This window comes from Kitasatospora sp. NPDC091335 (assembly GCF_044757205.1).
Taxonomy (GTDB): Bacteria; Actinomycetota; Actinomycetes; order Streptomycetales; family Streptomycetaceae; genus Kitasatospora.
This window is the reverse complement of sequence record NZ_JBIVUM010000030.1, coordinates 33,548-48,901: the sequence shown is the minus strand read 5'-3', so window position 1 is coordinate 48,901 and position 15,354 is coordinate 33,548. Positions and strand designations below refer to the sequence as shown.

Here is a 15,354-nt window from a genome sequence, read left to right as displayed (position 1 = left end):
ATCCTCCGCTCGCCCCGGCGCCCCGTTCGACGCCGCCTCTCCTGCTCCGTCACTGGTCGAGTTATACCCCCATGGGGTATACCGCAATCCCGTTCCGACGCCCTCTTCCCCCGGCCCGCCCGTCCGTGTTCGGATGAACGGCATGGCAGACGAGCGACGCGAGGGCTACGACGGAACGGGCGAGGGCGCGATCACCCCGGACGGCTGCGCCGTCGAGGTCTGGAGCCGCCTCCCCGTGGGCGACGCCCCGGACGTGATCGAGGCCGCGGTGCCACCCGGCGCCCGCATCCTCGAACTGGGCTGCGGCGTCGGCCGGATGACGCACCCGCTGACCGACCGCGGCTTCACCGTGACGGCCGTGGACGAGTCCGCCGAAATGCTGGCCCGGATCCGCCCCGGCGTCCGCACGGTGCGCAGCCCGATCGAGGAGCTGGACCTCGGCGAGCGCTTCGACGTCGTCATGCTCGCCTCCTTCCTGGTGCACGCCGGTGACGTCGCCGTCCGCCGGGGCCTGCTGGAGACCTGCCGCCGGCACGTCGGCGAGGACGGCTGCGTGCTGGTGCAGCGCGAGGGTGAGGACTGGCACCGCAACGTGCCGCGGGAGAACCGGATCGGCCCGGACGCGTGGTCCCGGCTGGTCTCGGCCACGCCGGTCGGCGACGGCGTCGACTCCGTCCGCTTCGAGTACACCTTCCCGGACGGCACCTGGACCCAGACCTTCCTGTCCCGCCCGCTCGACACCGAGGCGTTCGAGCAGGCGCTCGCGGAGGCGGACCTGGTGGTAGAGCGCTACCTCACCGCGGACCGCACCTGGGTCCGCGCGCGGCCCGTGCTCTGAACCGGCCGCGTGCGGCCCGTGCTCCGAGCCGCCCCTGACACCGGCTCCGGACCGGGACCGGCTCCGCGCGCAACGGTCGAACACAGGGTGAACAAAGAACCGTCACCTTCACCCCGTACCATCAGCCGCGCGCCGTGCTCGCGCGCGGCCCGCGGGCCGGGCGGGCCGCGGCGGCCCCGCCCGCCCTTCCGACCCGCAAGGACCCGCCCATGCCGCCCCTGCCCCACGCCCGACGGATATCCCCGGCGCGTGTCCGGTGATCAACTGGTTCCACGGGGCCGTCCTCGGCCTGATCCAGGGACTCACCGAGTTCCTGCCGATCTCCTCCAGCGCCCACCTGCGGGTCTTCTCCGCCCTGCTGGGCTGGGACGACCCGGGCGCGGCCTTCACCGCCGTCACCCAGCTCGGCACCGAGACGGCGGTGCTGATCTACTTCCGCCGGGACATCGCCTCGATCATCAAGACCTGGTCGCTGTCCCTGTTCCGGCCGGCGCTGCGCTCGGACCCGGACGCGCGGATGGGCTGGTTCGTGATCATCGGAACCCTGCCGATCGGCATCCTGGGCAAACTGTTCCAGGACACCATCGAGACCCACCTGCGCGACCTGCGGATCATCGGCACCACGCTGATCGTCTTCGGCCTGATCCTGGCGTTCGCCGACCGCACCCGGGCCGTCCGCCACGCCCGTCCGATCACCGACCTCACGCTGCCGCACGCGGGCACCTACGGATTGGCCCAGGCGCTGGCGCTGATCCCCGGCGTGTCCCGCTCCGGCGGCACGATCAGCGCCGGCCTGCTGCTCGGCTACAGCCGGGAGGCGGCGGCCCGCTACTCGTTCCTGCTCGCCATCCCGGCGGTGCTCGCCTCGGGGGCACTGGAGCTGTTCAAGATCGGCGAGGGCCCGTCCCCGGCCTGGGGTCCGACCATCCTGGCCACCGTGATCGCCTTCGTGGTCGGCTACGCGGCCATCGCGTGGTTCCTGAAGTACATCTCGTCCCACAGCTTCATGCCGTTCGTGGTCTACCGGGTGCTCCTCGGCGTCCTGATCATCGGACTGGTCATCGGAGGCGTGCTGACCCCGGACGCGGGCGCGGTGAAGTAGAACCGGATTTCAGTACGAGGACCACAGAACGTACGAGAACCGCAGAGCGTACGAGGACCCGCGGAAACAAGTGGGCCGGGACACCGTGTCGGTGTCCCGGCCCACTGAACGTTGTGGGCCGACCCTAACGCCCGTGCTCCCGGGCGGCGGTCAGGCGGCCGCGTACGGCGGCGTGGACCTCGGCCTCCTCGGCCGGGTCGGCGGCGAGCCTGCGCAACCGCTCCAGCACACGCGCGTCGCCCGTGGTGGCGACATGGCGCGCGGCGAGCTCACGCGTGGACTCCTCGCAGTCCCAGAGGCACTCGACAGCGGGCCCCTCGGGAAAGTGCACATCGGTCACGGCGAGCGCGCGGGCGGCGCGTCCGCGCAGCTCCGAGGAGCCGGCCTCCCCGTAGACGTGGCGCAGGACCGGTACGGCGTCGGCGGCGACCAGCCGCCCCGCACCGTCCACCAGCGACCCGAGCCCGGTACCGCTGACCCCGCGCACGGAGATCCAGCGGCGCAGCCCGGCCACCACCAGCGGCGCGTCGCCCGGCTCGCCCGCGTCGGCGAGCAGCTGGACGGCGGCCTCGCCGAGCGCGCTGTCGGCACCGCCGGTGGCCGGGTCGGCCCAGCGGCGGGCCTGCGCCAGCACCTCGGGGCCGCGCATCCGGCCGAGCAGTTCCAGGGCGGCCCGGACGATCCGGTCGTCCACGTCCGCGGCGGCCGTCTCGATCAGCTCGACGGCGGCCGGGTCGCGCTGCTCGACCAGGTGGCGCAGGGCGGCCCGGCGGGCGCCGGGCAGGCCGCCGCGCGCGGCTTCCACCAGCAGCGGGCGGTCCTCGGGCCGGACCACGGCGGTCAGACAGCGGGCGGCCGCGGCGGCGCGGCGGTCCACCGCGTCGGGGCCGGACTGCGGGTCGGTGTCGCGCACGGGCTCGGTGCGGGCGTCGGGCCGGCCGAGGAAGGCACCGGCGCCGAGGCCGCCGAGTTCGCCCTGGTCGGCCCAGGCCAGCACGTCGGCGGTGGACCAGCCGGGGGTGACGCCGCTGCGGTTGATCTGGCGTTGCCACAGGTCGAAGGGTGACTGCTCGCTGGCCGCCGCCACTCTCGGGTGGTAGGAGGCCCACAGCCGCCAGGGCCTGGGCTCGTACGCGTTGCGGATGAACTCGCGCAGCTCGGCGTCGCCCTCGGGGCCCGGCGGGAAGTGGTCCAGCACGGCGGTCCCGAGCAGCAGCAGGCCGCGGTCGTCGTCGCGCAGCGCGAGTTCGTCGAGGGCCCAGGACCAGTTGGCGCCGGTGGCGGCGTACTCGCGCAGCATCAGCAGCGCGTCGCGCCGGCCGTACGAGGCGAGGTGGCCCAGGACGGAGAGGGCGAGGCCGGTGCGGCTCTCGTCGTCGGTGACCAGGTCCTCGGCGGAGTGGAGGTGGTCCTCGATGCCGTCGAGGGGGGCTTCCAGGTCCATGTAGATGCGCGCGTAGTAGAGGGAGCGACTCTCGACCTGCCAGTCGGCTCGCGGGTCCCTGGTGACACACTCCTCCAGCGCGGAAATGGCCTCGGCACGGTCGGCGGCCAGCGCGTGGAGCTGCCCGTCACCACGGCCTCGCTGAAGGAGGCCCAGGAGGCTGGCACTGGGTGCTATCACTGGCTCGAACATGAGGTCAGCATCCGTTGCGGCGGTCGTAGTGGCAACGGGATTTCCGTCGCCGGGGTCTCTGGTCGGGTACTGCGGTGGGCGCCCGGGCGCCGGAATCACCGAAGGTTACCGCCTCGGACCCCCGTCCGCACACAGGGCGACGACGGCTACTGCCACAGTGGCATATGCCAGGGGAACTTTGTCTGCGTTCTGTCCAAATCGCCCGCAAGGGTGACAACGCTGTGCGACAGTCTTCTCACCACCCGAACGGTCCGCACACCGTGGGCCGCGGCCGAGCGATGGGCCCGCCATGAACATGCCGTTAGGTGCCATCCGCCCGCCGGGCGCCGCCACGGTGGACGGCGCCCCGACGGGCGGAACCGGCACGATCGGCAGGGCCGACGGCGACACCTCCGGTGCCGCGGGCGGCGACGGCACGGGCGACGCCGACAGCGGAACGGACGGCAGAGTGGACGGCACGGCACAGGAGCCGTCCGGCCCCTACCTCGGCGACGGCGGCGACCACGACGGCATCGACGGCCTGCTCGGCTCCGCCGAATGGGACCTGCTGACCGACGGCGCCCACTGGAGCCCGGAGACCTACCTCCTCCTCGGCTGCGACCCGGACCACGGCCCGCTCAGCCTCGACCGGCTGCCGGACCGGCTCCCCGAGGCGGACCGGCCGCTGCTGCGGCGGATGATGACCGACGCCCTGGTGCACGGCCGCTCCGCCGCCGGCACCGTACGGATCCGCCGGTCCGACGGACGGCAGGAGGGCGTCGAGTTCGGGGGCGAGCCCGTCCTCGGCCCGGACGGCACCGTCACCGCGCTGCGCATGCTGCTCCGCCCGGCCCGGTCGGTCTGAGCGCCCCGCCCCGATCCCCGTTCCAAGCCCCGGCCCGAGGTCCGCGCATCAGGGGCCCGACCACCCGGGGGGCCGCACCGCGGGGCGCCCGTCAGCTCAGCCGCCGCCGGTTCTTGGCGTCCACCGCCCGCAGCGCCCGGCCCAGCTCCTCCCGCAGTTCGTCCACCACCGGCAGCCCCCGGTACCTGGCGGTCAGCCGGTACATCTCCCGCAGCCGGTCCCAGGTCCGGAGCGAGGAGTTCTGGCCGATCAGGTTCATCACCATCTTGGCCTGGAACCGCGCCGCGTCCGGCTCGCCGGTGATCAGGTGCACCGAGGCCAGGGTGATCCGGTCGAACAGCGCCGACCGCAGCTGCCCGGTGCCCTCCCGCAGGGTGATCACCCGCTCCGCGTGCCTGCGGGCCTCGGGGGCCACCGCCGGGTCGTGCTCGGACAGCGTGCGCAGCACCAGGGCCTGCATGCCGCGCAGTTCGGCTTCGTCGAACACCTGCATCCAGGACGGCGGCGGTTCGGGAGCCTCCTCGGCGAACAGGTCCTCGGCCTCGCCGAGCAGCCGGTAGGTGTCCTGCGAGTGCCCGATCGAGGCGTGCGCCCACGCCTCGACGGTGTTGAGCATGGCGCGCGTCCTGGGCAGCAGCCGCCCGCCGGCCGCCTTGGCCGCCGACATCAGGTCGAGGGCGTCGTCGGCCCGGCCCAGGTGCACCATCTGCCGGGCGGCCCGGGAGATCGCCTCGCCGGCCCGCGGCCGGTCACCGGCCTCCTTGGCCGCGTCGGCCGCGATCATGAAGTACTTCTGGGCGGTGGGCTCCAGGCCCACGTCGTGCGACATCCAGCCCGCCAGCACCGCCAGGTTGGCCGCGACCAGCCACAGCCGCTGCTCCACGGCGGGTGCGTGGCGGTGTGTCAACAGGCCGCCGACCTCGTTCAGTTGGCCGACCACCGCCTTGCGCTGCAACCCGCCTCCGCGGGCCGCGTCCCAGGCCCGGAACACCTGCACCGAGTGTTCCAGCGACTCCACCTCGTCGAGCCCGACCGGGCCCGCGTCGTACACGTCGACCACCGGGTGCGATCCGCTCCCGGCGACCACCTGTCGGGGCCCGGGGACGGAGGCCGCGTAGGCGACCGCGTCCCCGCTCAGCCAGCCCTTCAGCGAGTCGGCGACGACCGCCCCGGCCGTGAGCGCGGCTCCGGCGCCCACCAATCCACGTCGGTTCAGCATGAGGTCCATTCCCGTGAACTCGGTGAGGACCGCGGCTGTTCGATCCGGCGACCATGGCACTGCTGCGGACGCGTCCGCTCCGGACCTGGTGGGCCGGTGTCGTTCCAGACCGAGGTCCTCAGTGGTGACGACACGTCCGAGCCGCTCCGTGAACACGGCCGCCAGCACCCTCGGCACCGGATCGCGCGGGATCTCCCCCTGCTCGATCCAGCGCCGTACCCTCGACGTGTCGGTGGACAGCTGCAGCTGACCCATCGCGGCACCCCGACGGTTGACCAGCCGCGCGAGTTCGCCCTTCGACCATCCGGTCAGGACGAACATGTCGGCCAGTCGGGTGTTGGGTTCCCTGCTCAACGAAGCCCCCAGGTTCCTCGGCTGGTTCGAGGCTAGAGGCTCGGGCAAGTGCCGGGCGAGCATTCGCCACCGTTCGCCAGGGCCCGCCAGACTACTAAGCCAGTGCCCGACGGGTGTGTTGTAGGAGTGCGCCACCTCGCCCCCCGGGTCGGGCGGCGTCCCACCAGCGTCGGGGCCTTCCCCCGACGGTGGTACGGGGCGCTCCCGGTTCTCACCCGAGGGGGTGGCGCGGCCGGGTGGCGCGGGGGCGCCGGGCACGGCCACGGCAGTCCGGCCGACCGCATTCCCCAGGGTGCGGACGGCCGGAGCACTGCCGGACAGGGGTTCCCGACCCCGCGTCCGTGCCCGGCGCCCGCTCACCACCCGCCGCACCGCGCGTGCCGCACCGCAGCACCCGCAGGGCCGCCGTCACGCCAGGAAGCACACGGCACCGGCCCTCCCCCGCCCCCGCGGGGAAGCACCCGCCGACGGACCGGAAGGGACCACCCTCAGCCCATGTACTCCTCAGCGACGACCCCGACGCCCACCGCGACCCGCCCCGCGCTGCGCCCCCCCACCGCAGCCGCCGGCCGCCCCGGCCCCAGGCCGGTGCCGCCGACGAGCCGTCCGGTGGCCCCGCGCGGCGCCGAGGGCCGGGCCACGGACACCCGGGTCGTCCCGGCCGGCCGTACGGCGCTGGGTCCGGCCGGCCGTACCGCGCTGGGGCTGCGCGCCCCCGAGACCGCCCTGCCGGGCGGCGGCCGGATGCCACTGGCCCGGCAGGCCGACGGCCAGGTGCTGCGGGCCCGGCGGCCCGGCCAGCCCGGCGGCGGCCCGGAACGGATCGATCCCTCCGCGCTCCAGACCCCGGCGGTCCGGGCGGCGCTCGCCAGTGTCGCGTGGATATGTCCCGCGTTCACGCCGCGCCAGGTCCTGCGCGAGGGCAGCCGCCACATCCTGGTGGCGGGCACCATCGGACGGGCTCCGGTGGTCGCCAAGTGCCTGGCGCCGCAGGCGGTGCGGAGTGAGTACTTCGAGCAGCTGGTGGCCGACTTCCACCACGAGGTGGCGGTCTACCGGGCGTTCGTCCGGCACCGTCCGCCGGTGCGGCTGCCCCGGCTGGTCGCGGCCGACCACGACCGGTGCGTCCTGGTCATGGAGCGCGTCCCGGGGCGCCCGGCCGCCCGCGAGCGCCACCCGGTCAACGCGCCCACCCCGGGCGAGGTGCGGGCGCTGCTCACCGCGGTCCGCACGCTGAACCTGTGGCGGCCGCCGACCGACGTGTTCCAGCCCCGCCTGGACTACCCCATGGAGATCGCCCGCTACCACTCGGTGGGCCAGCTCACCGACCGGGACGCCGGCGACCTGCGCGCCCTGCTGCACGGCCTCGGCACCACCCCGCTCCAGCTCTGCCACGGCGACGCCCTGCTCAGCAACATGCTGCTGGCGCCGTCGGGCCCGGTGCTGGTCGACTGGGAGCAGGCCGGCTGGTACCTGCCGGGCTACGACCTGGCGGTGCTGTGGAGCGTCCTGTCCGGGGACACCGCGGCGCGCCGGCAGATCAGCCAGCTCGCCCAGAACGGCGGCACGCTGGCCAGGGACGCCTTCCTGGTGAACCTGGTGCTGGTGCTGATGCGCGAGATCCGGCTGTACGACGTGCCGGGCGCCGGCGAGGAGCAGCGGATCATGATCCGCCGGCTCTACGACGACGCGGCACTCGCCCGCCGGGCCGTCCGCGCCGCGGTCGGCACCCGCTGACCGGACGACAGGTACGACCCCGCGGCACTCACGGCCGGGCGCCCCGTTCCAGGGCCGCCCGGCCCGCGGCCTCCAGGACGGTCTCGTCCGGGGCCAGGTGCACCCGGCTGCTGAGCACGTCCCGCAGGTAGCGCTCCAGCGGGTGACGCCGGCTCAGGCCCGGGTTGCCGGTGAGGGCGACGGCCTGCTGGACCACCGCCGTCGCGGCCCGGGTGGCCAGCAGGTGGGCAGGACCGGTCCGGGCGACGGCCCCCGGCTCGCCCCGGTCCACCCGGGGCGCGAGGCCCTCGACCAGTTCCTCGGCGCCGATCAGCTGGGCCTCGATCTCGCCGAGGGCGGTCCGGTAGCGCGGCAGGGTGCCGAGCGGCTCGGTCAGGTTGGCCGGGGTGCGCTGGTTGAGGAAGCGGATCAGCCAGGCCTCGGCGGCCCTGGCGACGCCGATCGCCACCGCGGAGAGGGCCAGGTCGTGCCAGGCGAGCGAGAGTTCGGCCCCCGCGTCGGCATCCTGACGAGCCGTCCGGCGACCGGTCGTCAGACCGAGCGCGAGGTCGGCGGGCACCCTGACCTGCTCCAGCACCACGTCGTGGCTGGCACTGGCCCGCAGTCCGAGCTGGTCCCAGGTCGGGTCGATCTCCAGGCCCTCGCTCTCGCCGCGGACCAGGAAGGTGCCGACCCTCGGCACCTCCTCGTCGGTCCGCGCGGTCACCGCCATCCAGGCGAGCGCCTCGGCACCGGTGCAGTACGTCTTCCGGCCCGTCAGCAGCCAGCCGTCGCCGTCCCGCCGGGCGACCGTCGCGGGCAGTTCCCCCGGGTGGCCGCCGGGCTCCATCCGCAGCGTGTTGACCAGCGCGGGACCGCGCCGGGACTCGGTGAGCAGCCGCCGGTAGCCGGCCGTCGGCCAGTCCGCCCGGCGGGCCTGCTCGGCGTGCCGGAGCAGGGTGAAGGCGGTGACCACGGCCACCGAGGCGTCCCCGCGGCCGAGTTGGGACAGCACCCGGACGGTGTCGGCGAGCGTTCCGCCCGGCCCGCCGTACCGCTCGGAGACGGTGAGGGTGAGCAGTCCGGCCTCGTGGACGGCCTCGATCCCCTGGTAGGGGAAGGTCGCGTCGCGGTCGTGCTCCTCCGCGCGGGCGGCCAGCAGGTCGACCACCCGGGGCAGCCCGGCCAGCGCGGTCTCGATCGCGGTGCGGCCGGGTGCGGAACCGGACGTACCGGCGGTCGCGGCACCGACGGGTTCGGGATGGCCGGAATCGGACCGGCCGGAACTCGCCGACGGCGGGCCGGTCCTGGAGCGGCGACCGGCGGAACCGGTCCTGGCGGTGGTGCTCCTGGCGGTGGCGTCCGCCGCGGAACGGTCGCCGACGGGGAGTTCGCCCACGGGGGCTCCGTCGGCGGAGCGATCGTCGAACGGATGGTCCCCGGACGAACGATCGGCGGTCGAACGGTTGGCGGCGCGGGTCGTCATGATGCTGTGCCTCCGGGCGGCAGCGTGGGCTCGACGGATGCGGGCGGCACGCCGTACGGGCGCGCGGTACCGGTTGGCGGCCCCGGAGGCCAGCTCACAGCCCGCCCCCGGGATTCGGCGCCGACCGGGACCCGGCCGACCACCCGCCGCCTGGGGACGGATCCCCCTCAGCGACCCGGACACGCCGCGCTGGCGGTGCGCCGCAGATCCAGGTGCCTGCGACGGGTCAGCAACGGAAGACGGCACGGCATGTTCGCGACTGTACGAACCGTTGATCGATACCGTCAAGCAGGATCCGGCCACCGGGCGGAGCCGGTCCGTGCCGCCGGAATCGGCCCCTTCGGGGTCAGCCCTGCTGGAACATGTCCGCCGGGAGCGGCTTCAGCAGCTGATAAAGGTCGTCCGAAATCGGTCGGTCCCAGGACGCGATGGTGACCAGGACCCCGTCGCTGCGGCCGAACTGGGCGCAGAACACGCGCTCCTCGCTGACCTTGACCTTCTTCACGATCAGCAGGTCGTCCCCGAGCATCACCGGGAAGTCCTCGGCCGAGGCGAACTCGACCGGCTCGTCGTTCTCCAGTGCCGCGAGCAGCTGCCGCACCTCGAAGGGCACGTCGTCGCCGGTCTCCCGGGCGGGCGAGCCCTCGGGGAGGTTGCCGATGAACATCGCCGGGCCTCTGCCGCCGAACAGGTCGTAGCGCAGGAAGATCCCCTGGCAGGAGCCGTCCGGGCCGGTCATCATGGCCGCACCGAAGTCGCCGGGCCAGTCACCCGGGTCCATCGCGAGCACGTCGAAGTCCGGGCCGGCGGGCTGTCCGGAGCGACGGCGGAGAAAAGACATGGGAACATCGTACGTGTCCGGCACACCCCGCTCGCGAGGTGGGTGGGGCGCCGTCGGGGGGCGGGCGGGAGATCGACGCTCAGAGACCAATGTTGACTCTGAGCAACCGTCCGGGCTACGTTCGGTTCAGCACGACAGCCGTTCCGGGTTTCACCCTCCGGGGGGACGGCATGTCGCAACGCGGCCCTACACGCGTTTCCCTCACTGTGCACACGCGTTCCCTCACTGTGCACTTGTCGTGCCGAACTGCCGAGCACCCGTGCTTCGTCATCGCACACAGCACCAACACACAAGCCAACAGTTCCATGCATCACAAGCCAGATCCGCGGGGCCCCGGCCCGTCGCTCCCGTGGATCTGCTCGGGACGCCGCCGCGTGGGGGCGTGCGGGTCCCGAGCGTTCGGTGCCGTCTCCGAGTCGCTCTCGGTTCCGGCACCAGCCTCCCGGCGACTGCCGGCCCTTCACGGGGCCGGGACCGGCCGACGCACCCCGGTGCGCAGGGGATGACTGGGAGGATGGTCCGGCACCAGTGCCGGACCGCACAGCAGGCGCCGTGTCTGGCCGCGTGGGGGCGGTGGGCACGGCGTCTGCCCGTGCTCATACTCTGAGCTGCGTTTGTCTAACAGTCAACAGAAATTCTGACGGGGCACGCTCAATGGATCATCAGTTGTGATGTTCGGACCCGGAAGAACGCCTGCGGAGCGGGCCCCCTCGATGGGGGACCCGCTTCCGCGACGGGGGCCGGCTCCGTGCCGGGGGCCCCGCGAAGGACCCCCGGAGGGGCCCGGCGAGCCTCAGGTGAGGTCGAACTCGCCGTCCCGGGCGCCGAGCACGAAGGCCCGCCACTCCCCCGGTGTGAAGACCAGGACGGGACCGTCCTCCTGACGGCCGTCCCGCATCCCGATGTAGCCGTCCACGAAGGCGATCTGCACGTCTCCGACGCCCTGGCTGCTGCACAGCCACTCCGCCCCGGTGAAGTCCACCTTGGGCTTCCCGCTCGGCGCCAGCTCCGGCTGCACCTCGCCGGTCTCCGTGTCCGTCCCGCTGTTGGATCCCACTGACCGATCTCCTCCCGACTGCGTTCCCGGGTCAGCCTAGTCACACCTCGCGGCCCCGGTCAGCGGGTTGACGAGGACTCCTCCGGCCCGGGACGGGCATCGCCGGAGGAAGGGTCGAGGCGTGTCCCGACCGGCGGGGGCGGCGGGCAGCTGCCAGAGTGCTGCCAGGGCGCCGTCCTGGCGCCTCCCGGGCGCCGTCCGGGCCCGGGAGCGCGGGAGGGCGAGCCCGTCGGCCGTCCGGGAGCCCGAAGACCCCCACCGATCCGTTCAAGGGAGCAGCCGATGAGCCGCCGGGACGGCACCCGCGCCGACGTCATCCCCATCTCCGACGCCCCCTCGGCCCATCCTCCGGCTCCCCGCACGCCTCCCTCGCCCACCCCGTTGCCCCGGCCCGCCTCCGGCCGGCCCGCCGCGCACGGTCGGGTCGGGATCGTCCTGGTCTCGCACAGCCGGGAACTGGCCACCGCCGTACGGTCCCTCGCGCTGGCGTTGACCGGATCCGACTCCCCCGCGCCGGTCGCGGCGACCGGCGGCGACCTGCCGGACGGGCCCGGCATCAGCGCCGTCCTGGTGGCCGCCGCGACCCGCCGGGTGGACCAGGGCCACGGTGTGGTCGTGCTCGCCGACCTGGGCGGGGCGGTCACCACCGTCCGCGCGCTGCTGTCCGAGGCCGACGAGCACGGACTGCCGTTCCCGGTCCGGTTCGCCAACGCGCCGTTCGTCGAGGGCGCGGTGGCCGCCACCACGACCGCGACGGCGGGCGGGGACCTGGCGGCGGTGCTGGACGCGGCCGAGGAGGCCTACCGGCAGTACAAGGGCTGACCGGACGGGCCGTCGCAGAACCGCCGGCCCACTGGCAGGCGGGCCGGCGGCAGGCGGCAGGCGGCAGGACGCCGTCGGCAGGCGGGCTCAGGGGCGCTCCTTGCCCTCCCAGGTGAAGACCGCCGGACCCTCGCACTCCAGCGCGTGGCGCAGCCGTTCGTGCTCGCTCTCGATCATCGGCGGCAGCTCGTCCAGCCCGAACCAGCCGACCTCCAGCGACTCGTCGTCGTTCACCCGCGCCTCGCCGCCGACCGCACGGCAGCGGAAGGTCAGCACCAGGTACTGCGTCACATCGCCGTTCGGGTAGGTGACCTGGGGCGAGACCGTGACCGAGGCGAGCAGCTCGGGCACGGCCACCACCCCGGTCTCCTCCTCGCACTCGCGCACCACGCCGTCGGCGGGCTGCTCGCCGGGGTCGAGGATGCCGCCGATCGGCGCCCACCGGCCGTCGTCGGCCCGGCGGGCGAGCAGCACCCGGTCGCGGTCGTCCAGCACGACCGCGACGACGGCGCTCAGCCAGAGCGGGCGGGTGCCCACGAGGGCGCGGAGGTCGGCGAGGAAGGGGGGAATGGCCATGGACCGCAGCCTATCGGGGCGGTTCCCGGCCGACCCGGTGCGTCCGGCCGGTGTCGGGGCGCAGCAGGGCCAGCACGGTGCGCCCGAGGATGTGCAGGTCCAGCCGGAGCGAGCGGTGCTCGACGTACCAGAGGTCGAGTTCGGCCCACTCGGGGCGGCTGAGCGGGCGGCGGGTCCGGCCGCGGCCCACGGCGTGCAGCTGGGCCCAGCCGGTGAGTCCGGGCCGTACCGCGAGGCGGCCGTGCTCGCGGCCCGAGTAGCGCACCGCCTGGTCGGGGCTGACCGGCCGCGGCCCGATCACCCCCATCTCGCCGCGTGCCACGTTCCACAGCCGGGGTAGTTCCTCCAGGCCGGTGCGGCGTAGCAGGGCGGGGAGCCGGCCGTCACCGCCGGTCCGGAAGCGCAGGATCTGGAACTCGCGGCCGTGCCGGCCGGTCCGGGTCCGCCGCTGGAGGACCGGGCCGTCGTTGGTGCAGCGGAGCAGGACGGCGATCAGCAGGGCCAGCGGCAGTGCGACGATCGCGGCCAGGGCGGCGACGGCGAGGTCGCCACCGCGCCTCATGAGGCGGCCACGGCACGATCCGGCCTGCCGACCATCGCTCCCCCTCCGCTGCGCTTCGAGCCGGAAGAACGCATTCACAGTAGAGGCGGGATGAAGTCTTCGTCCGGAAATGGTGAAAGAAGGGGCCCAGGGATTGTCGGACTGGACGATATTCGGTCGGTCTGACTAATTTCGCTCGGTCCGCGTTTCGAAATTCCGAAAACGATCGACATAAGGGTGGGGGGACCCCCGGTCGAAACGTGCCTTCCGCACGACCTTCCGCGCGGACCTCCACACGGCCTTCCGCACGACCTTCCGTACGGCCGGTACGCCGGTACGGCTGCCGTCAGAGCGCGGCGCGGCGCCGGTCGCGGAACACGCCGAAGGCGATCCGGCCGAGCAGCAGGACACCGGCGGCCAGGCAGCCGGCCACCGCCATCACCCAGGCGGGACCGTCACTGTCCGGCACGAACACGGCGACCAGGATGCCGAGAGCCAGGCAGGCCAGGCCCACCACGGTCAGCGGGAGCTGGTGGGTGACCAGTGCCCCGCCGCTGCACGCCCGGGCCATCCGGGAGGCCCCGTGGAGGTGGAAGGGGTCACGGTCCGCATCTGCCATGAGCCCAAGGTACCCCGGGGCGGCACCGGAGGCAGCCCGCAGGGAGTGAAGGCCCGGGCACTCTCGGCGACCGGGGGATCGGGGCTGGTCAGGGGCTCGCCGCGGTCAGCCGAGAATGTGTCCAAGGCGTCCGCACGGGCATTTCGGCTCCACAATCAGTCCACGAAAAATCCTCGTCCCCCCGGTACAACCATCCGCCCGGTGCAGCGGTCTCAATGGCATTGAGTGATCCAGGAGCCGTTCGAGGGACGGGTGTGACTCCCCCACCGAGAACAGGAATATCCAAGGGCGGAGCCGCCGCCCCTGGAGTCGGAGGCCGGGCTCCGTCCTCCGGCGGTACCGCCACGCCGCTCGGCGAACGAGGGGGAACCGTGCCGCAGTCCCAGTCCACTACAACGATCTCCATGGCCCGCGCCCGGTCGGTGACCGGCGTGCGCGCCCTGCCGCCGCCCATCGGGTGGGGGGCGGACCGGCACGACGTCGGCCGAGCCGCCGACCGGGTGTACGGCGAGCACGTCCGCAGCGACCGGCGGCACGGCGGGGGCCGTCGCCGGGCGGCCGTCGAACCGGAACAGCAGGACGCCCGGGGCGAGTGGCTGCGGTTCGCCCCCGTCCAGCCGCTGTTCCGGGCCCGCGCGGCCCAGCGGCTCGCCGTGCTCGCGTACCACGGGGTGACCGACCACCGCTCCTTCGGCGCCCAGCTCGACCGGCTCCGGCGGCTCGCCACACCCGTCTCGCTCGGCGCGGTCCTCCAGGCGGTGACCGAGCAGCGGCCGCTGCCGCCCAGGAGCGTCCTGGTCACCTTCGACGACGCCGACCGGAGCGTGTTCACCCACGCCCTGCCGGCCCTCGACGCCCGGGGCATTCCGGCCACCGCGTTCGTCATCTCGGAGCTCATCGGCACCGAACGGCCGTTCTGGTGGCACGAGGCCGACTTCCTCGCCCGGCACGGGGGCCGGGCCCGCTCGCTCGACTGCGGCCACCCGTCCCAGGTGCTCCGCCGGCTCAAGGCCATGCCGGACCCGGACCGCCGGCGCAGCCTGCACGAGCTGCGGGCCAGCGCCGACCGGCGGCCGCCCCGCCAGGAACAGCTGACCCCGGACGACCTGCTCGCCCTGCGGGACGGGGGTGTCGCGATCGGCAACCACACCCAGGGGCACCCGTGCCTCGGGCGCTGCGACGACGACACCGTGCGCACCGAGATCGCCGGCGCCCACGAGGCCCTCACCCGCTGGCTGGGCGAACCGCCGATCGCCTTCGCCTACCCGGACGGCGGGCACGACATCCGTGCCGAAACCGTCCTGCAGGAACTCGGATACCGCCTCGGTTTCCTCTCCGACCACCGGCTGGGCCCCCGTCTCCCCTCCCACCCGCTCCAGATCAGCCGTCTCCAGGTCGACTCCACCACCAGCACCCGCCGGTTCGACACCATCCTCTCCGGCCTCGAACCCGCCTACCGCCGCTGGCGCCGCCAGGCAGTCGCGTAGCCCGGGCAGCGCTCCGCGACGAGGCACACCGCCGGTGGGCGGGGAGCCGGCCCGGGCCGGCTCCCCGCCCACCGGCGGTTCCGGACGAAGGCGGACGGCCAGGGGACGACGGCGCGATCCGCCACGGCGCGCACCGGAAGTCGGCCGGGCCGACTTTCTGCGCTTGAGTCCGGGCGGGCGCTTGTGACCAGCGATTCTTCGGGAGCCGGGCACCGG

At 74.1% G+C, this 15,354-nt stretch carries 15 protein-coding genes; 6 read left to right on the top strand and 9 right to left on the bottom strand.

Annotated features, from left to right (window positions below):
• Positions 1 to 142 precede the first annotated feature (142 nt).
• Positions 143 to 838 carry a class I SAM-dependent methyltransferase gene (locus ACIQOW_RS37830; protein WP_401092367.1) on the top strand — a complete coding sequence of 232 codons (696 nt, stop codon included), beginning with the start codon at positions 143 to 145 and terminating at the stop codon, positions 836 to 838.
• Positions 839 to 1,097: 259 nt separating this feature from the next.
• Positions 1,098 to 1,940, top strand: a complete 843-nt coding sequence (locus ACIQOW_RS37825) for an undecaprenyl-diphosphate phosphatase (protein ID WP_188295514.1) — start codon at positions 1,098 to 1,100, stop codon at positions 1,938 to 1,940.
• Between the two features lie 124 nt (positions 1,941 to 2,064).
• On the opposite strand, the gene ACIQOW_RS37820 is transcribed toward ACIQOW_RS37825, so the two are convergent.
• Positions 2,065 to 3,576 carry a HEAT repeat domain-containing protein gene (locus ACIQOW_RS37820; protein ID WP_401092366.1) on the bottom strand — a complete coding sequence of 504 codons (1,512 nt, stop codon included), beginning with the start codon at positions 3,574 to 3,576 and terminating at the stop codon, positions 2,065 to 2,067.
• Positions 3,577 to 3,865: 289 nt separating this feature from the next.
• On the opposite strand from ACIQOW_RS37820, the gene ACIQOW_RS37815 reads away from it, so the two are divergent.
• Positions 3,866 to 4,420, top strand: a complete 555-nt coding sequence (locus tag ACIQOW_RS37815; RefSeq protein WP_401092365.1) for a hypothetical protein — start codon at positions 3,866 to 3,868, stop codon at positions 4,418 to 4,420.
• A 91-nt stretch (positions 4,421 to 4,511) separates the two neighbouring features.
• Here ACIQOW_RS37815 and ACIQOW_RS37810 read toward each other — a convergent pair whose 3' ends face one another.
• Entirely contained in the window at positions 4,512 to 5,993 is a 1,482-nt protein-coding gene (locus ACIQOW_RS37810; protein ID WP_401092364.1) for a hypothetical protein, read from the bottom strand.
• Positions 5,994 to 6,488: 495 nt separating this feature from the next.
• Here ACIQOW_RS37810 and ACIQOW_RS37805 point away from each other — a divergent pair, with 495 nt between their 5' ends.
• The gene (locus tag ACIQOW_RS37805; protein WP_401092363.1) at positions 6,489 to 7,730 is read left to right on the top strand and encodes an aminoglycoside phosphotransferase family protein; all 1,242 of its coding nucleotides are present in this window, start codon (positions 6,489 to 6,491) and stop codon (positions 7,728 to 7,730) included.
• A gap of 28 nt (positions 7,731 to 7,758) precedes the next feature.
• Here the strand turns inward: ACIQOW_RS37805 and ACIQOW_RS37800 are convergent, their stop codons facing one another.
• The 4 genes from ACIQOW_RS37800 to ACIQOW_RS37785 all read right to left on the bottom strand — a co-directional run bounded on the left by ACIQOW_RS37800 (position 7,759) and on the right by ACIQOW_RS37785 (position 11,054).
• On the bottom strand, positions 7,759 to 9,108 hold the full coding sequence (locus ACIQOW_RS37800) for an acyl-CoA dehydrogenase family protein (RefSeq protein ID WP_401092362.1): 1,350 nt from the start codon (positions 9,106 to 9,108) through the stop codon (positions 7,759 to 7,761).
• 254 nt (positions 9,109 to 9,362) lie between these two features.
• The gene (locus ACIQOW_RS37795) at positions 9,363 to 9,446 is read right to left on the bottom strand and encodes a putative leader peptide (RefSeq protein WP_350526312.1); all 84 of its coding nucleotides are present in this window, start codon (positions 9,444 to 9,446) and stop codon (positions 9,363 to 9,365) included.
• A 95-nt stretch (positions 9,447 to 9,541) separates the two neighbouring features.
• A complete protein-coding gene (locus ACIQOW_RS37790; protein WP_188295628.1) occupies positions 9,542 to 10,036 on the bottom strand; it encodes a hypothetical protein in 495 nt (164 codons plus the stop codon).
• 793 nt (positions 10,037 to 10,829) lie between these two features.
• Complete coding sequence (locus ACIQOW_RS37785) at positions 10,830 to 11,054, bottom strand: DUF397 domain-containing protein (protein WP_317619965.1); 225 nt, start codon at positions 11,052 to 11,054, stop codon at positions 10,830 to 10,832.
• Between the two features lie 321 nt (positions 11,055 to 11,375).
• On the opposite strand from ACIQOW_RS37785, the gene ACIQOW_RS37780 reads away from it, so the two are divergent.
• The gene (locus ACIQOW_RS37780; RefSeq protein WP_401092361.1) at positions 11,376 to 11,915 is read left to right on the top strand and encodes a PTS-dependent dihydroxyacetone kinase phosphotransferase subunit DhaM; all 540 of its coding nucleotides are present in this window, start codon (positions 11,376 to 11,378) and stop codon (positions 11,913 to 11,915) included.
• Positions 11,916 to 12,002: 87 nt separating this feature from the next.
• Here ACIQOW_RS37780 and ACIQOW_RS37775 read toward each other — a convergent pair whose 3' ends face one another.
• The 3 genes from ACIQOW_RS37775 to ACIQOW_RS37765 form a co-directional block, all read right to left on the bottom strand.
• Entirely contained in the window at positions 12,003 to 12,491 is a 489-nt protein-coding gene (locus ACIQOW_RS37775; protein ID WP_401092360.1) for an NUDIX hydrolase, read from the bottom strand.
• A 10-nt stretch (positions 12,492 to 12,501) separates the two neighbouring features.
• Positions 12,502 to 13,053: a sugar transferase gene (locus tag ACIQOW_RS37770; RefSeq protein WP_188295625.1), complete on the bottom strand. Its 552-nt coding sequence runs from the start codon at positions 13,051 to 13,053 to the stop codon at positions 12,502 to 12,504.
• A 325-nt stretch (positions 13,054 to 13,378) separates the two neighbouring features.
• Complete coding sequence (locus ACIQOW_RS37765) at positions 13,379 to 13,651, bottom strand: hypothetical protein (protein WP_401092359.1); 273 nt, start codon at positions 13,649 to 13,651, stop codon at positions 13,379 to 13,381.
• A gap of 404 nt (positions 13,652 to 14,055) precedes the next feature.
• Between ACIQOW_RS37765 and ACIQOW_RS37760 the strand changes: the two genes are divergently transcribed.
• On the top strand, positions 14,056 to 15,138 hold the full coding sequence (locus ACIQOW_RS37760) for a polysaccharide deacetylase family protein (RefSeq protein WP_401092358.1): 1,083 nt from the start codon (positions 14,056 to 14,058) through the stop codon (positions 15,136 to 15,138).
• Positions 15,139 to 15,354 lie beyond the last annotated feature (216 nt).

Bases quoted from the DNA above. Each gene is read 5' to 3' on its own strand.
- ACIQOW_RS37830 (WP_401092367.1), top strand. From the start codon at position 143: ATGGCAGACGAGCGACGCGAGGGCTACGACGGAACGGGCGAGGGCGCG.
- ACIQOW_RS37820 (WP_401092366.1), bottom strand. From the start codon at position 3,576: ATGTTCGAGCCAGTGATAGCACCCAGTGCCAGCCTCCTGGGCCTCCTT.
- ACIQOW_RS37815 (WP_401092365.1), top strand. From the start codon at position 3,866: ATGAACATGCCGTTAGGTGCCATCCGCCCGCCGGGCGCCGCCACGGTG.
- ACIQOW_RS37805 (WP_401092363.1), top strand. From the start codon at position 6,489: ATGTACTCCTCAGCGACGACCCCGACGCCCACCGCGACCCGCCCCGCG.
- ACIQOW_RS37795 (WP_350526312.1), bottom strand. From the start codon at position 9,446: ATGCCGTGCCGTCTTCCGTTGCTGACCCGTCGCAGGCACCTGGATCTG.
- ACIQOW_RS37790 (WP_188295628.1), bottom strand. From the start codon at position 10,036: ATGTCTTTTCTCCGCCGTCGCTCCGGACAGCCCGCCGGCCCGGACTTC.
- ACIQOW_RS37780 (WP_401092361.1), top strand. From the start codon at position 11,376: ATGAGCCGCCGGGACGGCACCCGCGCCGACGTCATCCCCATCTCCGAC.
- ACIQOW_RS37775 (WP_401092360.1), bottom strand. From the start codon at position 12,491: ATGGCCATTCCCCCCTTCCTCGCCGACCTCCGCGCCCTCGTGGGCACC.
- ACIQOW_RS37770 (WP_188295625.1), bottom strand. From the start codon at position 13,053: ATGAGGCGCGGTGGCGACCTCGCCGTCGCCGCCCTGGCCGCGATCGTC.
- ACIQOW_RS37765 (WP_401092359.1), bottom strand. From the start codon at position 13,651: ATGGCAGATGCGGACCGTGACCCCTTCCACCTCCACGGGGCCTCCCGG.
- ACIQOW_RS37760 (WP_401092358.1), top strand. From the start codon at position 14,056: ATGGCCCGCGCCCGGTCGGTGACCGGCGTGCGCGCCCTGCCGCCGCCC.